Source organism: Aquicoccus sp., from assembly GCF_041686535.1.
Lineage (GTDB): Bacteria > Pseudomonadota > Alphaproteobacteria > Rhodobacterales > Rhodobacteraceae > Aquicoccus.
The window spans coordinates 1-16,101 of the sequence record NZ_JAWLDS010000028.1 but is presented as its reverse complement, the minus strand read 5'-3'; the positions used below and the strand labels follow the sequence as shown (position 1 = coordinate 16,101).

Genomic DNA, 16,101 nt, shown 5'->3' with positions numbered 1-16,101 from the left:
GCCTCAGCCGTCGCGCCCGACCGCCTGGCGCTGCACGCCCAGCCCCTCGACACCAAGCTCCATCACGTCGCCCTCTTGCAGGAAGCGTTGCGGCTTCATCCCCATGCCGACACCCGGCGGTGTGCCCGTAGCGATCACGTCGCCCGGGTTGAGGCTCATGAGCCCGCTCAGATGCGAAATGATCTGCGCCACGGTAAAGATCATCTTCGACGTGTTACCGGTCTGCATCCGCTCCCCGTTCCGGTCGAGCCAAAGGTCAAGTCCCTGCACATCGTCCAACTCGTCCGGCGTCACCAGCCACGGACCCACCGGCCCGAACGTGTCGCAGCTCTTGCCCTTGGTCCACTGCCCCGACATCTCTGTCTGGAACGCGCGCTCGCTCACGTCGTTCACGATGGTATATCCCGCCACGTGATCCAGCGCCTCGGCCTCGCTGACATACTTGGCCCGTCTGCCGATCACCACGCCCAGTTCGACTTCCCAGTCGCTCTTTTCCGATCCGCGCGGCAAAAGCACCGTGTCGTTCGGCCCGCAGATCGCCGAATTGGCCTTCATGAAGACGATCGGCATCGCCGGGGGCTCCATCCCCGCCTCGGCGGCATGGTCGGAATAGTTGAGCCCGATACAGATCAGCTTGCCGATACCGCCCACCGGCGGGCCGAGACGCGGATTGCCTTGCACCAGCGGCAGGTTTTCGGGGTCCACGACCGGCAGATCGGTCAGAACCTCGCCCGCGATGTCGCCGACCACGCCCGACAGCTCGCGCAGCCGCCCTTCCTTGTCCAGAATCCCGGGCTTCTCCTGCCCCGCCTCGCCAAACCGCACATATTTCATCGCTCGCTCCCTCGATCTTCATCAGTGACTCGGGCGCAGCTTACGGCCTGCGGGGCGATTGGCAAGCGATCCGCTCTTGAGGCCCCGCCGCACCCGGCCTATGTCTGGCCGGAAACGCAGAAACCGAGGTTGACCCATGTTCGAACGTTCCCTTCCCGTCCGCGACGCCAATGCCACCAACGGGAACAAGGATCTCGGCGACCTGCCGGAATGGGATCTCTCCGACCTCTACAGCGCACCCGACGCGCCCGAACTGACCGCCGATCTCGACTGGCTCGAACGCGAATGCGCCAGCTTTGCCGCCGATTACGAGGGCAAGCTCGCAGGTCTCGACGCCGCAGAACTGCTGAACTGCGTGCAGCGCAACGAGGCGATCAGCACCCGCGCCGGGCGCATCATGTCCTATGCCGGGCTGCGCTACTACCAGCAGACCACCGACGCGGGCCGCGCCAAGTTCCTTTCCGACCTTCAGGAAAAGATCACCAACTTCACCACGCCGCTCGTGTTCTTCACGCTGGAATTGAACCGGATCGAGGATGACAGGCTCACGGCGCATTTCGCCGCCAATGCCGATCTCGCCCGCTACAAGCCCGTCTTCGACCGCATCCGCGCGATGAAACCCTATCAGCTCTCCGACGAGCTCGAAAAATTCCTCCACGATCTGGGTGTCGTCGGCGACGCTTGGGAAAAGCTCTTTGACGAGACCATCGCCGGGCTGGAATTCAACGTCGACGGTGACGAACTGGGCATCGAGGGCACGCTCAACCTGCTCACCGATCCAGACCGCGCCAGGCGCGAGGCCGCGTCGCGCGAACTGGCCCGGGTCTTCGACGAGAACGTGAAAACCTTCGCCCGCGTTCACAACACCCAGACCAAGGAGAAAGAGATCATCGACCGTTGGCGCAACATGCCCAGCGCACAGACCGCGCGGCACCTCTCCAACGATGTCGAACCCGAGGTGGTCGAAGCCCTGCGCAACGCCGTCACCTCCGCCTATCCGCGGCTCTCGCACCGCTATTACGAGTTGAAGCGCAAATGGCTCGGGCTGGACCGGATGCAGGTCTGGGACCGCAACGCGCCTCTCCCGCTCGAAGAGCCGCGCACCGTCCCATGGAACGAGGCGCGCGAGATGGTGATGACGGCCTATACCGGCTTCGACCCGCGCATGGCCGAGATCGCCACGCCCTTCTTCGACCGCGGCTGGATCGACGCGGGCGTCAAACCCGGCAAGGCCCCGGGCGCCTTTGCCCATCCCACCGTGACCGAGGTGCACCCCTATGTCATGCTCAACTACCTCGGCAAACCGCGCGACGTGATGACCCTCGCGCATGAACTGGGCCACGGCGTGCACCAGGTGCTGGCCGCCGACCAGGGCGAGATGCTCTCCCACACGCCGCTGACCCTCGCCGAAACCGCCAGCGTGTTCGGCGAGATGCTCACCTTCCGCCGGATGCTCGACAACGCCGCGACCCAAAACCAGCGCAAGGTGCTGCTGGCGGGCAAGGTCGAGGACATGATCAACACCGTCGTGCGCCAGATCGCCTTCTACGATTTCGAATGCAAACTGCACGAGGCCCGGCGCGGCGGTGAGTTGACCCCCGAAGACATCGGCGCGCTATGGATGAGCATTCAGGGCGAAAGCCTCGGCCCGGCCTTCGATTTCATGGACGGGTATGAAAATTTCTGGTGCTACATCCCGCATTTCGTCCACTCGCCCTTCTACGTCTATGCCTATGCCTTCGGCGACGGGCTGGTGAACGCGCTCTACGCGGTTTACGAGGAAAACCCCGAGGGATTCCAGGACAAGTATTTCGACATGTTGAAAGCCGGTGGCTCGAAGCACCACAAGGAATTGCTCGCCCCCTTCGGCCTCGATGCGTCGGACCCGAAATTCTGGGACAAGGGGCTTGGCATGATCGAAGGGATGATCGACGAGCTGGAAGCGATGGAGTGATCGCAGGCGCGGCGGCCTCGCCGCCGCGCGGACCGCTCTATTCCTCCGTCACCAGCAGGCCGCTATCGACCGTGCCACTGATGGGCTTGCAATCGCTCGTGTCCGGCGGCGTAGTCATGTCGGCCTGACGACACAGCATCCCGCTGAACGTCCCGCTCACCCGGCCACGATCGCCGTCCAACTCGACCGCAAGATCGGCCTCCGCCGCCTCGGGCGCGTCCGCACTGATCCAGAACGGCCCCTTCATCCCCTCGGGCATGAACATCATCTCCACGCTCATCGGCGCTTCTCCCGGCTTCGGCTCGCCCATCCACGTCAGGTCGATGCTCAAGACATCCGACGTGGTGAATTTCGGCTCCGGATGGCCCTGGACATGCAGCGTCGTGATCATGCTGGTCTTGCGATACTCTGCCGAGGCGTGAAACTCGCCCCCCTGTTCGAGCGAGATCGTGTGCCAGACCCGGGTCTCACCGCCGTAATCCGCCTCGATCCGGCCAAACTCAACATCAGCAGCAGCCGCCCCCGCCATGACGCATGCCGAACAAAATAGCAATGTTTTCAAATTCATGTATCTACTCCTTGCAGTGAACTGTCGCACAACATCACGCAGCGACAGAACTTGCAAGAACCGATCACCGCAACTGGCTGTCCTTGCTGGCACGCCGGTTGATCCCGCCGCGCGCCATGGCCGCGCCGTCGCGGTCCGAGGCGCAGTCCACGCACAGCTTCACCCCCGGAATGGCCTGCCGCCGCTTCTCGGGGATCTCCTCGCCGCATTCGGCGCATTCGCGCAGGCTCTCGCCCACCGGCGCCTTGCGCCCCTTCATCCGCGCCAGCTCATCCTCGATCGAGGCTTCGATCTGTTCGCTGACCGCGCCATCCCTTGCCCAGCCACCAGCCATTGCTGCACCTCCCTGAACCGCGCGGCACCTCCAGCGCCGCGTCCCCGATCATAACACGATCTGCGACAGCGCCGCCACCAGCCCCGCCAGGGCGGCGAAAACGCCCACGAAACCCAGTGTCCGCCGCCGGTCCTGCCGCGCCGACAACCCCCCGGCATAGTCGAAGCGCTCGTAAACCACGTTCCGCCACGGCATCCCCATATCCTCAAGCGTATCCGATACCTTTGTCACCATCGGCCCCGGCCCGCACATCAGCGCCACGCCGCGCTCCGGGGCGAGCCCGCGCAAGAGCGCCTCCAGCTTGGCGCGGTCAAGATACCCGGTCGCCCCGTCCCAGCCCTCAGCGCTCTCGCTGATCAGCAGGACGTCGAGGTCGAGCACCGCCCTGGCCGCCTCTATCTCGTCGAGACAGGCGAAATTCTCCGGCTGCCCCACCGCATAGGCGAGCCGCAGCGGTCGCGTGTCCCCCCGCGCCACCAGATCGCGCAACAATCCCATGATCGGCGCGATCCCCACGCCGCCCGCGACCAACAGCACATGATCGCCCGAATGCCGCTCGAGCGTGAAGGTGCCATAGGGTCCGTCGATACCGATCGCCGTGCCTGGGCGCAGATTGCCCACGGTGCTCGTGAAATCTCCCGCCTCCTTGATGATCAGGCTCAGCCCGGCGCGTCGCGGGCTGTCGGCGATCGAGAACGGATGATCGAACAGCGGAAACCGCCGCCCCGCCACCGTCATCCACACGAACTGCCCGGCGCGATAGGCCACGGGCGCGGTACCCTCGGCGGGCTGGATGTCCAGCTCCCAGACCCGATCCGCCTTTGGCTCGACGCTGCGCAATTCCCATGGCTGGCGGTGCAGACGCAGCCAGCGCCAACCGTAGAGAACCGCGAAGGCAAGAACGATCACCGCCCCCATAACCCACCAGAACCCGTGCAACGCCCCCAGCGCGCTCAGCCGCCCGGCGCTTGCCGCGTGATGCAACCCCCCGCCCAGCGCGACCAGCGCCAGGATGACGTGACTGCCCCGCCAGATCTCGTAACGGAACACGTCGCGCGCAACCCCCATCACGACCAGGAGCACCAGCGCGCCCAGCGCGATCACCCCGCTGCGCCAATCCGGCCCGGTCAGATAGGCCACCAACCGCTCACTCCCCCGCGCCGGATCGTCGAGCCATGTCGGCCAGACATAGGCCAGCGGATGCAACACCAGCATTAGCACCACGACATAGGCGGCGATCTTGTGAAACGCCATCACCCGGTCGATGCCCATGCCCCCCGACACGGCGCGGAACCGCCCCGAGGTCAGAACCTGCACCGCCATCGCGGTCAGCCCGGCAAGGCCCAGCCCCGCCCCGAATGCCTCCCACGGATCGAGCGGGGCGGCACGTGACAGCGCGCCAATGCCGATGGGCAGCAGACAGGCGACAAGATAAACCAGCGCCATCGCCCGCGCCGGCAGTGCAGGCCATGCTGCACCGGGCGTCACCTCTGCCTTTTGCGTCATCGCCATTGGCTCCTGTTCCTGCTCCAACTCGTCAGCCTTATCCGATTCGCACGAATGTACTTTGATCCGGCGCAAGGGAATCGACTACAGTCTGTGTGATCCTGACGCTGCAAGGCAACCTCACCCGCGCTAAAAGGAACCCGAGATGACCCCGCATGCCCTGACCCTCTCGCTTGTCCCACCGCTTGTCGCGCTGGGCCTCATCGCCGCGCCTGCCCTCGCCCAGCCCGACTGGGAGGACCGTCACCGCGACGGGCTGGCCGCCATCGTCGAGCAATGGCTCGACGCGGGACATGCCGATTACGGCTCTCACTCCTTCACATACTGGAACGAGGATGGCGCCGTGCCCGAAGATTGCGCCGCCTGCCACTCGCAACCCGGCTTTCTCGACTATCTGGGCGCCGACGGATCGGATTTCGGCACGGTCGACGCCCCTGCCGCGATCAACGCGCCCATCGGCTGCGCCTCCTGCCACACCGAGGCCGCCCATGACCTTGACGAGGTGACGTTCCCCTCGGGCGAAACCCTCACCGGGCTGGGCCCCGACGCCACCTGCGCAGTCTGCCACCAGGGCCGGCATTCGGGCGACGACGTCGCGGCCGCGACCGAGGGTCTCGACGCCGATACCGTCTCGTCCGATCTGGGATTTCTCAACATCCACTATGGCATCGCCTCGGCGGTGATGGGCGGGGCCGACCTGCGCGGCGGCTATCACTATCCCGACCAACGCTATGCCGGAACCTTCGAGCATGTGCCTTCCGCCAATACCTGCGCCGATTGCCATGACCCGCACAGCACGCAGCTTGTCGATAGCGAAGGCTGCATGAGCTGCCACCGCGGCGTCGAAGACCTGCGCGACATCCGCATGCAGCACGACGATTTCGACGGCGACGGCGACATCGCAGGCGGCATCCACGCCGAGATCATGGGCCTTCAGGCACAGCTCGACGCCGCCATCCGCGCCTACGCGGACGAGGTGATTGGCACCCCCATCGGCTATGCGCCGGGCAGCTTTCCCTATTTCTTCACCGACAGCAACGACAACGGCGTGATCGACGAGGACGAGGCCGCCTTCCCCAACCGTTACCAGAACTGGACCCCGCGCCTCCTGAAGGCCGCCTACAACTACCAGGCGGTCAAGAAAGACCCCGGTGGCTATGTCCACAACCCGCGCTACCTGTTGCAACTCCTGCATGACAGCCTCGCCGATCTGGGCACCGTTGTGGCGCTCGATCTTGGCGGGCGTCCCAGACCCTGAGCGAACCGGATATGACCGACGCCCCGGCGCTGCCCACCGATCCTCATGCCAGCGCAGCACAGGATGTGCTGCGCACGCTGACCACCGACAAGACCGGCCTCACCACGAAAGAGGCCGAACAACGCCGCGCCATCCATGGCCCCAACCGCTTGCCCCGGGTGGCCCGGCGCCACCCGGTCATGCGCTTTCTGGCGCATTTCCACAACGTGCTGATCTATGTCCTGCTCGTTGCGGCGCTCGTGACCGCGGGCCTCGGCCACTGGATCGACACCGGCGTCATCCTGGCCGTGGTGATCGCGAACGCGGTGATCGGCTTCGTTCAGGAGGGCCGTGCCGAACAGGCGATGGAGGCGATCGACCAGATGCTCGCCCCCCGCGCCACGTTGCGCCGCGACGGCCGGCGAATCACGCTCGACGCGGCCGAGCTTGTCCCCGGCGATGTGGTGCAGATCGAGGCGGGCGATCTCGTGCCAGCCGATCTGCGCCTGATCGAGGCCCGCAGCCTGACCGCGCAGGAGGCCATCCTGACCGGTGAATCCATGCCGGTCGAGAAAGACACCGAGGCGGTCGCCGCCGACGCGGCCCTTGGCGACCGTCACCCGATGCTCTTTTCCGGCACGCTGGTGACCACCGGCACCGGGCGCGGCGTCGTCACCGCCACCGGGGCCGAGACCCAGATTGGCCGGATCAGCGGGATGCTCGCCCGGGTCGAGACCCTGACCACGCCCCTTGTCGCGCAGATGGACCTCTTTGCCCGCTGGCTCACCGTGTTCATCCTGATCGTGGCGGGTCTGCTTCTGGCCTATGGCTATTTCATCGGTCACATGGGCTTTGCCGAACTCTTCATGGCCGTGGTCGGCCTTTCGGTCGCGGCCATTCCCGAAGGGTTGCCCGCGGTGCTGACCATCACCCTCGCCGTGGGTGTGCAGGCCATGGCCCGGCGCAATGCCATCGTGCGCCGCCTTCCGGCCATCGAAACGCTGGGCGCGGTCTCGGTAATCTGCACCGACAAGACCGGCACATTGACCCGCAACGAGATGATGGCCACGCGGATCGTCACCGCCGGATCCGGTTACGAGATCGAGGGCACAGGCTACGCCCCCGAGGGCATGATCCGCACCGATGACGACAACGACGTCGCCGCGGACGATCCCCGGCTGGCCGAATTCGCCCGCGCGGCCGGGCTGTGCAACGATGCGGCACTGAAACATGCCGACACCGGATGGCAGAGCGAGGGCGACCCGATGGAGGGCGCGCTCGTGGCGCTCGCCGCCAGGGTCGCGCGCCCCGAGGCCTCCGACATGATCGGCCCCGCGGAGATTTTCGAGGGCTGGACACGCGCCAACGCGATCCCCTTCGACGCCGCGCATCGCTACATGGCCACGCTCGACCGCGACCCCGAGGGCGCGGCCCATATCCACGTCAAGGGCGCACCCGAGGCCGTTCTGGCAATTTGCACAAGCCAGCGCACCGCCGATGGCGAAACTGAACCGCTCGATCCCGCCTGGTGGCATGACCGGATCGAGACCCTCGCCGCCGAAGGTCAGCGCGTGCTGGCGCTGGCCATCCGCACGGCGCCCGCGGATCAGTCCGACCTGAGCCACGCCGATCTGGACGGGCAATTGACCCTGATCGGCCTTGTCGGTCTCATCGACCCGCCCCGCTCCGAGACGATCGATGCGGTGGCCGACTGTCACGCCGCCGGCATCCGGGTCAAGATGATCACGGGCGATCATGCTGCCACCGCCCGTGCCATCGCCGCACGGATCGGGCTCAGGAATACGGACCGCGTGCTCACCGGCAACGACCTCGAGGTCATGGACGACGCGGAACTCGCCGAAATGGCCGTCGAGACCGACATTTTCGCGCGCACCTCGCCCGAACACAAGCTGCGCCTTGTCACCGCGTTGCAATCGCGCGGGTTGACCGTGGCGATGACCGGCGACGGCGTGAACGACGCCCCTGCCCTCAAGCGCGCCGATGCAGGCATCGCCATGGGGCAGAAGGGCAGCGAAGCGACCAAGCAGGCCGCCGAAATCGTGCTCGCCGACGACAATTTCGCCTCGATCGCCGCGGCGGTGCGCGAAGGACGCACCGTCTATGACAACATCCAGAAGGTGATCAGCTGGACCCTGCCCACCAATGCCGGCGAGGCGATGACCATCATCATCGCGCTCTTCGCCGGGATGAGCCTTCCGATCACCGCGGTTCAGATCCTCTGGGTCAACCTTGTGACCGCGGTGACACTCGGCCTCGCGCTGGCGTTCGAGCCTCCCGAACCCGGCACCATGCGCCGCCCGCCCCGTGCGCGCCACGCCCCTCTGCTCAGCGGCACGCTGATCTGGCAGATCCTCTTCGTCTCGACCCTGTTCATCGCGGCGGTTTTCGGCGTCTATACCTATGCAACCGACAAGGGCTACCCGCTCGAGCTTGCCCAGACCATGGCGCTCAACATGCTCGTGGTGCTCGAAATCGCCTATCTCTTCTATATCCGCAACCTGCATGGTGCGTCCTTCAACTGGCAGGCGGTGCGCGGAACGCGGATCATCTGGATCTCGGTGATCTCGGTCACGGCGGCCCAATTCGCCATCACCTATGTGCCAGTGCTCAACATCGTGTTCGGCACACGCCCCGTGCCACTTTTCGACGGGATGCTGATCGTCGGGCTCGCGGCGGTGTTCCTCGTTCTCATCGAGACCGAGAAACAGATGCGACTGGCCTTCCGCACGCAGCGTTAAGCAATTCAGGGTCAACGACCGGTAAACACCGGTGGCAGCCGGGTGGCAGCCGAATGTCAGCCGGATGTCACCCCCCGAATTCTCGCAGGAAAATCGTGTTAACCATGCGGGACGATAGGTGAACCCCTTGTTGACGTTGACCTATTGCAGAACCAGCGCCGCATCTATCCGGCGATCGCGCCCTTGCAGGACAAAGTCGCGCAAGGCGCCCCCGTCCTCGCGGATCTGCTGTTCCAACCCGCTGAACACTTCGATGGCCCGGGCCGAGCTGACGGCCGCGCTATGACCGCTGATGCCCCCGTCGTCGAGGTCGGTGAAATCCACCACCGTAACACCAAGTCCCTGAACTTCCTCGGAACTTTCGATCCGCCCCAGCCGCGGTTTGCGTCCCGTCATGAACTCGGCAATGTTCAGCACCCGATCCTTTCGGGACGTCATCACGATGAAGGGCTGCGGAAGTTCACCGATCACCCGGGCCTGACGGCGGAACACATCCGGGTCGATATCGGGCGACATCAACACCACGCCCTCGATCGCGTCCATGACATGACGATCCCCCTTGAGCGCAATCTGCCTGAGCGCCTCCATGGTCAGATATCCACCCATGGAATGCGCCAGGATCAATATCCTGCTATGCCCCAACCCCCTCAATTCTCTCAGAAATTCCTCGAATCCGTCGCGTGCGAAAAGCACGCTGTCACGGTCGTAGACATAGCCCCGTGGATCGCCCGCCGAGGGCCACGAGAACAGCACCGCAGGCCCGTCGATTCCGAAATCATGCTTGATCTGCGCCAACCGGAACGTCGAATCCTCGGTCGTGTTGTTATAGCCATGTACATAGAGCAGGATGCCACCGTCGGCCCCCCCTTCTCGCCGCAAGGCACCCGTGAAATCCCTGATTCCACTGAACATTTCGATCCCGAGCGGCGCAAAGTACTGCGCCGCATCGGCCACACCCGAGGTGCGCTCGACCTTGCCGGGCACATGGGTCGGAGGGATCGACACATCGACCTGCGCAAAATTGAGCCGCGTACTGCGCCTTTCACCGAAGATCTGCCCCTGCTGCCCCGGCGTGCGCTGTGTTGCCATGAAGATACGCTCGACCGTGGCATCGGGATGAGGCTCCGAAAAGCCGGTCAATTCCGGTCGCGCACAGGCGCCCAGAAGCACAAGCGCCCCGAGCAAAAGAATATGGGTCGCCCATCGAATCACAGCGTCAAACTCCAAAAAGGTGCCGCGCTCACTCACATGCCATGGCCCGGCCCAGGTCATCCTGATCACGATACGGCCCCAAGGCCACCGAGGCAAAGCCTTTGCCGTCGAACCGCGTCACCATCACCCGGCTCCAGCCCGCATCTGCCGTGATGATCTCGGGCCCCTGCCCGCAATCGCGGATGCCGCCCGGGATGTAATCCCATCCGATTCGATGATTGGTCAGCCCCGGCACATCCGCCACGTGCCGCATCCCGCCGTCGCGATTAAAACTCCATATTCTCAATGTCTTTGCCAGGTGAGGGCGGTCGATATAGGCGATCTCTCGCACGCCGTCGCCGTCGAAATCCGCTGACCCCACGGGCGCGAGCCAACGGTTTGTGCGCCCGATGAACGGCGTATTGGCGATCATCCCGGTTTCGTCATAGACAGCCAACCGCGCGCCTTGGGACATGTCGCTTTCGACCACGATCACTTCGGGCCGGCCGTCACCCTCCAGATCGACGAGCCGCGGGGCCAGATCCTCGAACACCCGCGTCTCTGGGAGGCGGATCGTTACTGTCCTGGCCCCTGGCTGCGAACAGTCCGCGCATGGCGCCAGCATCAACTCCAGCGCGCCCCATTCCACATCGTCACCCAGCGCCCCGTGCGGATATCGCGTCGTGGGTTCAGTGTAACGCGCCTCACGAATCATGCCGGAACCCGCCATCGCAACATCAGCGGCGAGAGCCAGAAAGACCGCAAGTGAGCAGATCGCCAAATGCATCGGACGCAACCTGAAGTGGGGCCACGATCCGGCCCGCAGCATCAGATCTGTTTTTCCGGCATTTGCACAACCAGTCCGTCAAGCGCGTCGCTCACCTTGAGCTGGCATGTCAGGCGCGAACGTTCCGGGTCTGGTTCATACGCGAAATCCAGCATGTCCTCCTCCATGTCCTCCCGAGGCGGCAACTTGGCCACCCAATCGGGATGCACATAGACATGACAAGTCGAACATGCGCAGGCCCCCCCGCAATCGGCCTCGATACCGGGAATGTTGTTGTCACGCGCGCCTTCCATTACCGTCAGGCCATTGGCCACGTCAACAGTATGCTCGGTGCCGTTATGCTCGACATAGGTAATCTTGGCCATGGCGATCGGAGCTCCCCTTGTTTGAAACTTGACAGTGTTCTAGCCAAGCCATCTAGGCGCTGCCACCCCAATTTACGACCCCAGGTGACCAGGGTTTGCGGAAACAGGTTGCTTTTGACGCCCAGCACCCCCTTCCGCCACACCCTCTCTTTCACGGAGATGCCAAACCGGCTAACGTCGCGCCAACAAAACAACAGGTTACCTAGGCAGCCATGCGATCTCACCTGCGACATGTTCTTGGCGGTCTTGCCGTGGTCACCGCCCTCGGTGCCTGTGGCACTGCGGACCCACCCGCGCAGTCCGAGCAGGCGGAAGAGCCGCCACTTGCCCAGACAAGTGAAACGCCGCCCCCCGACGCCGCACCCGGCACCTGCTGGGGCATGGATGTCACGCCCGCCGTCATCGAAACAGTGACCGACCGGGTCATGACGCAGCCCCCCGAAGTGCTCGACGACGGCACGGTCGTTGCCGATGCCGTCTACAAGCTCGAAACTCGACAGGCCATCGTGCAAGAGCGTCGCGAACTATGGTTCGAAACCCCGTGTGAGGAGCAGTTGACGCCCGATTTCGTGGCTTCGGTCCAACGCGCACTCGCGGCGCGTGGCCACTATCGCGGCACAATCAACGGAGAAATGGACGCACACACCCGGCGCGCAATCCGACGGTTTCAGGCACCCCTAGGCATTGACAGTAGCGTCCTGTCACTCGCTGCGGCACGCAAGATGGGGCTGGTCGCCGTTGAGCGCTCCGACGCGCAATAACCGCCGGGCTTGTTCCCGAAACCAATGAAAAAGGACGGGGCATATACCCCGTCCTCTTTCTGTTTTGCACGTTGTCACACGCATTTCTATTCAAGTGACAGTGCGACAAAGCGCGGATCACCCGCCCGCCTTACAAGCAACAGAAGTGATCTGCGGCCAGCCTCCTTGGCCTCATCTATCCGCGTCTCCAGTTCACTGACTGTAGTCACCTCTTGCTGCCCAGCCTCGGTGATCAGATCGCCTGCACGCAGCCCCTTCTCATAGGCTTCCGACAGTTCATCAATGTCACGCACGACAAGCCCTTGTACATCTGCATCAAGGTCGAGTTCACTGCGCAACGCGTCGGTTAGCGGCGCAAGGGTGAGACCCATGATTTCCTGTTCGGTCGGGGCTTGATCTTGCGGTGCATCTTCATCATCGCCATTGCCGCCGGCACCTGCCGATTCCGCCTCTTCCCGGCGGCCCAGAACGACCTTGAGCGTCTGCGTCTTGCCTTCGCGGAAGACCACCAAGCGCACGCTCTTTCCGACAGGGGCCTCGCCAACCTGTCTCACGAGACCACGGGTATCCTCAACATCGGCACCATCAAAGTTCGTGATCACGTCACCCGCCTTGATCCCGGCCTCCTTGGCTGGACCATCCGGAACGTCGGTGACGAGAGCACCGGCCACTTCCTCAAGGCCCATCGCCTCGGCAACGTCTTCGGTGACGTCCTGGATGCGCACACCTAGCCAGCCGCGACGCGTCTCTCCGTATTCGCGCAACTGATCGACCACTCGAGTGACCACATTTGACGCCATCGAGAACCCGATACCGATCGAGCCACCACTGGGCGACAGGATTGCGGTGTTTACGCCCACCACTTCACCGTCCATGTTGAAAAGCGGCCCGCCCGAGTTTCCACGGTTGATCGCGGCATCGGTCTGGATATAATCGTCGTAGGTTCCCGACAATGCGCGATTGCGGGCCGATACGACCCCCACACTGACCGAGAAACCTTGCCCCAGCGGGTTGCCTACCGCCAAGACCCAATCGCCGACACGCGCGCTGTCGCTGTCAGCGAACTTGACAAAGGGCAAAGGCTGTTCCGCCTCGACTTTCAACAATGCGATATCCGTATTCGGGTCTGTGCCGACGACTTCAGCCTCAAGTTCCTCGCCCGTGAAGAATTCGACAATGATCTCGTCCGCGCTTTCGATGACGTGGTTGTTCGTCACCACGTAACCATCCTCAGAAATCACGAATCCCGACCCGAGTGCAGATGACCGACGCGGCCGTCCATTGTCTCGATTGCGGTCCTGAAACTCGCGAAAGAAATCCTCGAACGGGCTGCCTTCGGGCACGATCGGTCCCGGCCCCGTGCCCCGCTCGACCGCGGTTGAGGTGGTAATGTTCACGACCGCCGGGCTAACACTGTCGGTCAGGTCAGCAAAGCTGGGGGGCCGCGCATCGACCTGGATCGCCTGAGCCAACAAGACGATGAAAGACAACAGGCCGAGCCACCAGACCCTCAACGCGCGCGCGCCCTGGAACGAGTTGTTACCTTCGTCGTTCGCCGAAGTGATGGATGTTGCAATCACGTGCTCTTTCACACCGAGACCTCCTTGGCTTTCCAGCTTGACCCCGGTTCGTGACGGGGTTGTTCAAATCAAACTCTAATCTAGGAACGGTGTGAAGCAACACAATCCTCCGGCATCGCGGTCAAGCCATCGTGAAACCGCGGAATTCAGCCATCACGCTCCCAGCAACTTGGCCACCCAGACCAGCACAAAGCCGGAAAGGATCGCAAGAAACCCTAGAATGCGCCGCGCCTCGAGTGGCATCTCACGCAAGGCTTCCAGCATTCGCTCGACAAGCGAAGGGGCCAGCGCATAGACCAGCCCCTCCACGATCAATATCAGCCCGATAGCCAGAAGCGCCGTGCCGATCAATTCGAGTCGTCCGAATCTTCTGGCTCTTCTGCACCGTCCTCATCTTCGGACGGAGGTTCGAGACCGTCTTCCTCGAGCCTCTCGCGCTCCATCTCGGGCAGGTCGGGCGAAATCTCGCCCTGCGGCGCCATCTCGCGCAGGGTATCAACATCGAGATCATCCATTTCGACCTCTCCCAGCCCTTCAGCGCGCACAGAGTCGAACATCTGGCTGAGGAACCCGCTGTTGGGCGAAAAGACGATGGTCGAGTTCTCCTCGTTCATCGACCGCTCCAGCGCCGTAAGTGATCGGTAGAAGGCGAAGAATTCCGGATTGTTGCCAAAGGCCTGAGCATAGATCCGGTTACGCTCGGCATCTGCTTCACCCCGGGTGATCTCGGCATCACGCTCGGCGTTTGAAACGGTCTCGACCACAGTCCGGTCAGCTGCCGCTCTAACCCTTTGCGCGGCCTCGTTACCACGGGCGACCTCGTCCGCGGCTTCACGCTCCCGTTCAGCACGCATACGAGCGAATGTCGATTCAAGGTTCTGCTCTGGCAGGTTGGTCTGCTTGAGGCGCACGTCCACGATCTCAAGCCCCAGCCCCTCCGCGCTTGTCCGTGCTTGCGCGCGGATACGCAGCGCCAGATCTCGCCGCTGCGGCGACAGAATGGTATTCGATGTGACCTGATCGGAGCCCAGGACCTCACGAATCTGGGCGTTCAGGATCGACGACAACCGGTCTTCGGCTGCATCAATACCCCCGATACCAACGGCGCGACGGAATTCTACTGGATCCGCAATCCGATAGCGTGTGAAAGCATCAACGACCAAACGACGATCATCCGAAGGCGTCACCTCGATCGGATTGGTGTCGAGCGAGAGGATGCGCGCATCGTAGCGGACGACCTCTTGAATGAGCGGAATCTTCCAGCCCAGTCCGGGTTCCTCAACCACTTTCTTGATCTGGCCGAATTGCAGGACCAGCGCCTTTTCACGTTCGTCCACGATAAAAAGCGCCGAGAAGAGACCGACCATCGCCACCACAAGGATCGGAAGGATGAGTGTGGTTTTCCGCATCAGTTCGATCCTCCTGTGCCCGATTGACCCGAGCGTCGTAATTCATTGAGTGGAAGGTAGGGCAAGACCCCTTGACCGTCATTTCCCAAGCCTTCGTCCAGAAGGATCTTGTCCATATCACCCAGCGTGCGCTCGACCGTTTCCAGATAGAGCCTGCGCTGCGTGACTTCGGGCGCCTCGTTGAACTCCTGTGCCACTGCAATAAAGCGGCTGGCCTCACCGATGGCTTCATTGACCACCCGGGCGCGATATCCTTCGGCTTCTTCGATAATCTGCGCACCGGAACCACGCGCCTCGGCCAGAACCCGGTTGGCATAGGCATCCGCCTGGCGTTGCAGGCGATCACGTTCCTGCTCCGCAGCCTGAACTTCGCGGAATGCGTCGATCACATCGGTCGGTGGGTCTGCCGTGTCGAGGTTGACCCGGACCACCGACACCCCGCTGTCATAGTCATCCAGCGTCGTCTGAATGTTCTCGCGCGCGGTATCGGCGATGATACCCCGATCGCGGTTCAGAATAGGCGCGAGGTTGCTGGCGGCGATAATCTCGCGCATGACTGCCTCGGACACCGCCTGAACGGTCAGTTGCGGATCGCGGATATTGAACAGAAGCTTGGCCGGATCGTTGATGTTCCATACAACCTGGAAGTCGATGTCCACGATATTGGCATCGGTGGTCAGCATGAGACCGTCACCACCGGCGCCGCCGCGGCCACCACCGATGTTCTCGGTCCGCTCCGACGTTACATTGACCACTTCCGCCGACACGACAGGCCAAGGCGCAAAGTTCAGACCTGGGCTGCCCGTGGCATAGTAT

15 protein-coding genes are annotated in these 16,101 nt (G+C 63.4%); 4 read left to right on the top strand and 11 right to left on the bottom strand.

From position 1 onward, the window contains the following. Nucleotides 1–3: 3 nt before the first annotated feature. Nucleotides 4–834 (bottom strand): fumarylacetoacetate hydrolase family protein, encoded by an 831-nt coding sequence (locus ACESL9_RS08275; protein ID WP_372610993.1) that lies wholly within the window; start codon nt 832–834, stop codon nt 4–6. 136 nt (nt 835–970) lie between these two features. Between ACESL9_RS08275 and ACESL9_RS08270 the strand changes: the two genes are divergently transcribed. Further along, complete coding sequence (locus ACESL9_RS08270; RefSeq protein ID WP_372610991.1) at nt 971–2,788, top strand: M3 family oligoendopeptidase; 1,818 nt, start codon at nt 971–973, stop codon at nt 2,786–2,788. Nucleotides 2,789–2,825: 37 nt separating this feature from the next. Here the strand turns inward: ACESL9_RS08270 and ACESL9_RS08265 are convergent, their stop codons facing one another. From ACESL9_RS08265 to ACESL9_RS08255, 3 genes are all read right to left on the bottom strand, one after another. Next, the gene (locus ACESL9_RS08265) at nt 2,826–3,356 is read right to left on the bottom strand and encodes a hypothetical protein (RefSeq protein WP_372674704.1); all 531 of its coding nucleotides are present in this window, start codon (nt 3,354–3,356) and stop codon (nt 2,826–2,828) included. A 64-nt stretch (nt 3,357–3,420) separates the two neighbouring features. Then, nucleotides 3,421–3,690, bottom strand: coding sequence for a DksA/TraR family C4-type zinc finger protein (locus tag ACESL9_RS08260; protein ID WP_372610987.1), 270 nt, complete (start codon nt 3,688–3,690; stop codon nt 3,421–3,423). Nucleotides 3,691–3,738: 48 nt separating this feature from the next. Next, the gene (locus ACESL9_RS08255; protein WP_372610985.1) at nt 3,739–5,196 is read right to left on the bottom strand and encodes a ferric reductase-like transmembrane domain-containing protein; all 1,458 of its coding nucleotides are present in this window, start codon (nt 5,194–5,196) and stop codon (nt 3,739–3,741) included. 145 nt (nt 5,197–5,341) lie between these two features. On the opposite strand from ACESL9_RS08255, the gene ACESL9_RS08250 reads away from it, so the two are divergent. Together ACESL9_RS08250 and ACESL9_RS08245 are read left to right on the top strand one after the other, a co-directional pair. Further along, a complete protein-coding gene (locus ACESL9_RS08250) occupies nt 5,342–6,454 on the top strand; it encodes a polyheme membrane-associated cytochrome C (RefSeq protein WP_372610983.1) in 1,113 nt (370 codons plus the stop codon). Nucleotides 6,455–6,465: 11 nt separating this feature from the next. After that, a complete protein-coding gene (locus ACESL9_RS08245) occupies nt 6,466–9,192 on the top strand; it encodes a cation-transporting P-type ATPase (protein ID WP_372610981.1) in 2,727 nt (908 codons plus the stop codon). 141 nt (nt 9,193–9,333) lie between these two features. Here the strand turns inward: ACESL9_RS08245 and ACESL9_RS08240 are convergent, their stop codons facing one another. Genes ACESL9_RS08240 through ACESL9_RS08230 form a run of 3 tightly spaced genes read right to left on the bottom strand, consistent with a single transcriptional unit; the run spans nt 9,334 to nt 11,535 of the window. Next, on the bottom strand, nt 9,334–10,404 hold the full coding sequence (locus tag ACESL9_RS08240; protein ID WP_372674703.1) for an alpha/beta hydrolase: 1,071 nt from the start codon (nt 10,402–10,404) through the stop codon (nt 9,334–9,336). 28 nt (nt 10,405–10,432) lie between these two features. Beyond that, a complete protein-coding gene (locus ACESL9_RS08235; RefSeq protein ID WP_372610977.1) occupies nt 10,433–11,170 on the bottom strand; it encodes an FG-GAP repeat domain-containing protein in 738 nt (245 codons plus the stop codon). Between the two features lie 41 nt (nt 11,171–11,211). Then, nucleotides 11,212–11,535 (bottom strand): 2Fe-2S iron-sulfur cluster-binding protein, encoded by a 324-nt coding sequence (locus ACESL9_RS08230; RefSeq protein WP_372610975.1) that lies wholly within the window; start codon nt 11,533–11,535, stop codon nt 11,212–11,214. A 212-nt stretch (nt 11,536–11,747) separates the two neighbouring features. Between ACESL9_RS08230 and ACESL9_RS08225 the strand changes: the two genes are divergently transcribed. Then, complete coding sequence (locus ACESL9_RS08225; protein ID WP_372610973.1) at nt 11,748–12,296, top strand: peptidoglycan-binding domain-containing protein; 549 nt, start codon at nt 11,748–11,750, stop codon at nt 12,294–12,296. Nucleotides 12,297–12,382: 86 nt separating this feature from the next. Here the strand turns inward: ACESL9_RS08225 and ACESL9_RS08220 are convergent, their stop codons facing one another. The 4 genes from ACESL9_RS08220 to hflK form a co-directional block, all read right to left on the bottom strand. Further along, on the bottom strand, nt 12,383–13,786 hold the full coding sequence (locus tag ACESL9_RS08220; RefSeq protein WP_372674713.1) for a Do family serine endopeptidase: 1,404 nt from the start codon (nt 13,784–13,786) through the stop codon (nt 12,383–12,385). 243 nt (nt 13,787–14,029) lie between these two features. After that, entirely contained in the window at nt 14,030–14,224 is a 195-nt protein-coding gene (locus ACESL9_RS08215; protein WP_372611061.1) for a DUF2065 domain-containing protein, read from the bottom strand. Beyond that, nucleotides 14,224–15,285: a protease modulator HflC gene (gene hflC, locus ACESL9_RS08210; protein WP_372610971.1), complete on the bottom strand. Its 1,062-nt coding sequence runs from the start codon at nt 15,283–15,285 to the stop codon at nt 14,224–14,226. Before hflC ends, ACESL9_RS08215 begins: the two co-directional genes overlap by 1 nt. Next, nucleotides 15,285–16,101: FtsH protease activity modulator HflK (hflK, locus tag ACESL9_RS08205; RefSeq protein WP_372674702.1), on the bottom strand; the 817-nt coding region annotated here is incomplete at its 5' end. The genes hflC and hflK, both read right to left, overlap by 1 nt.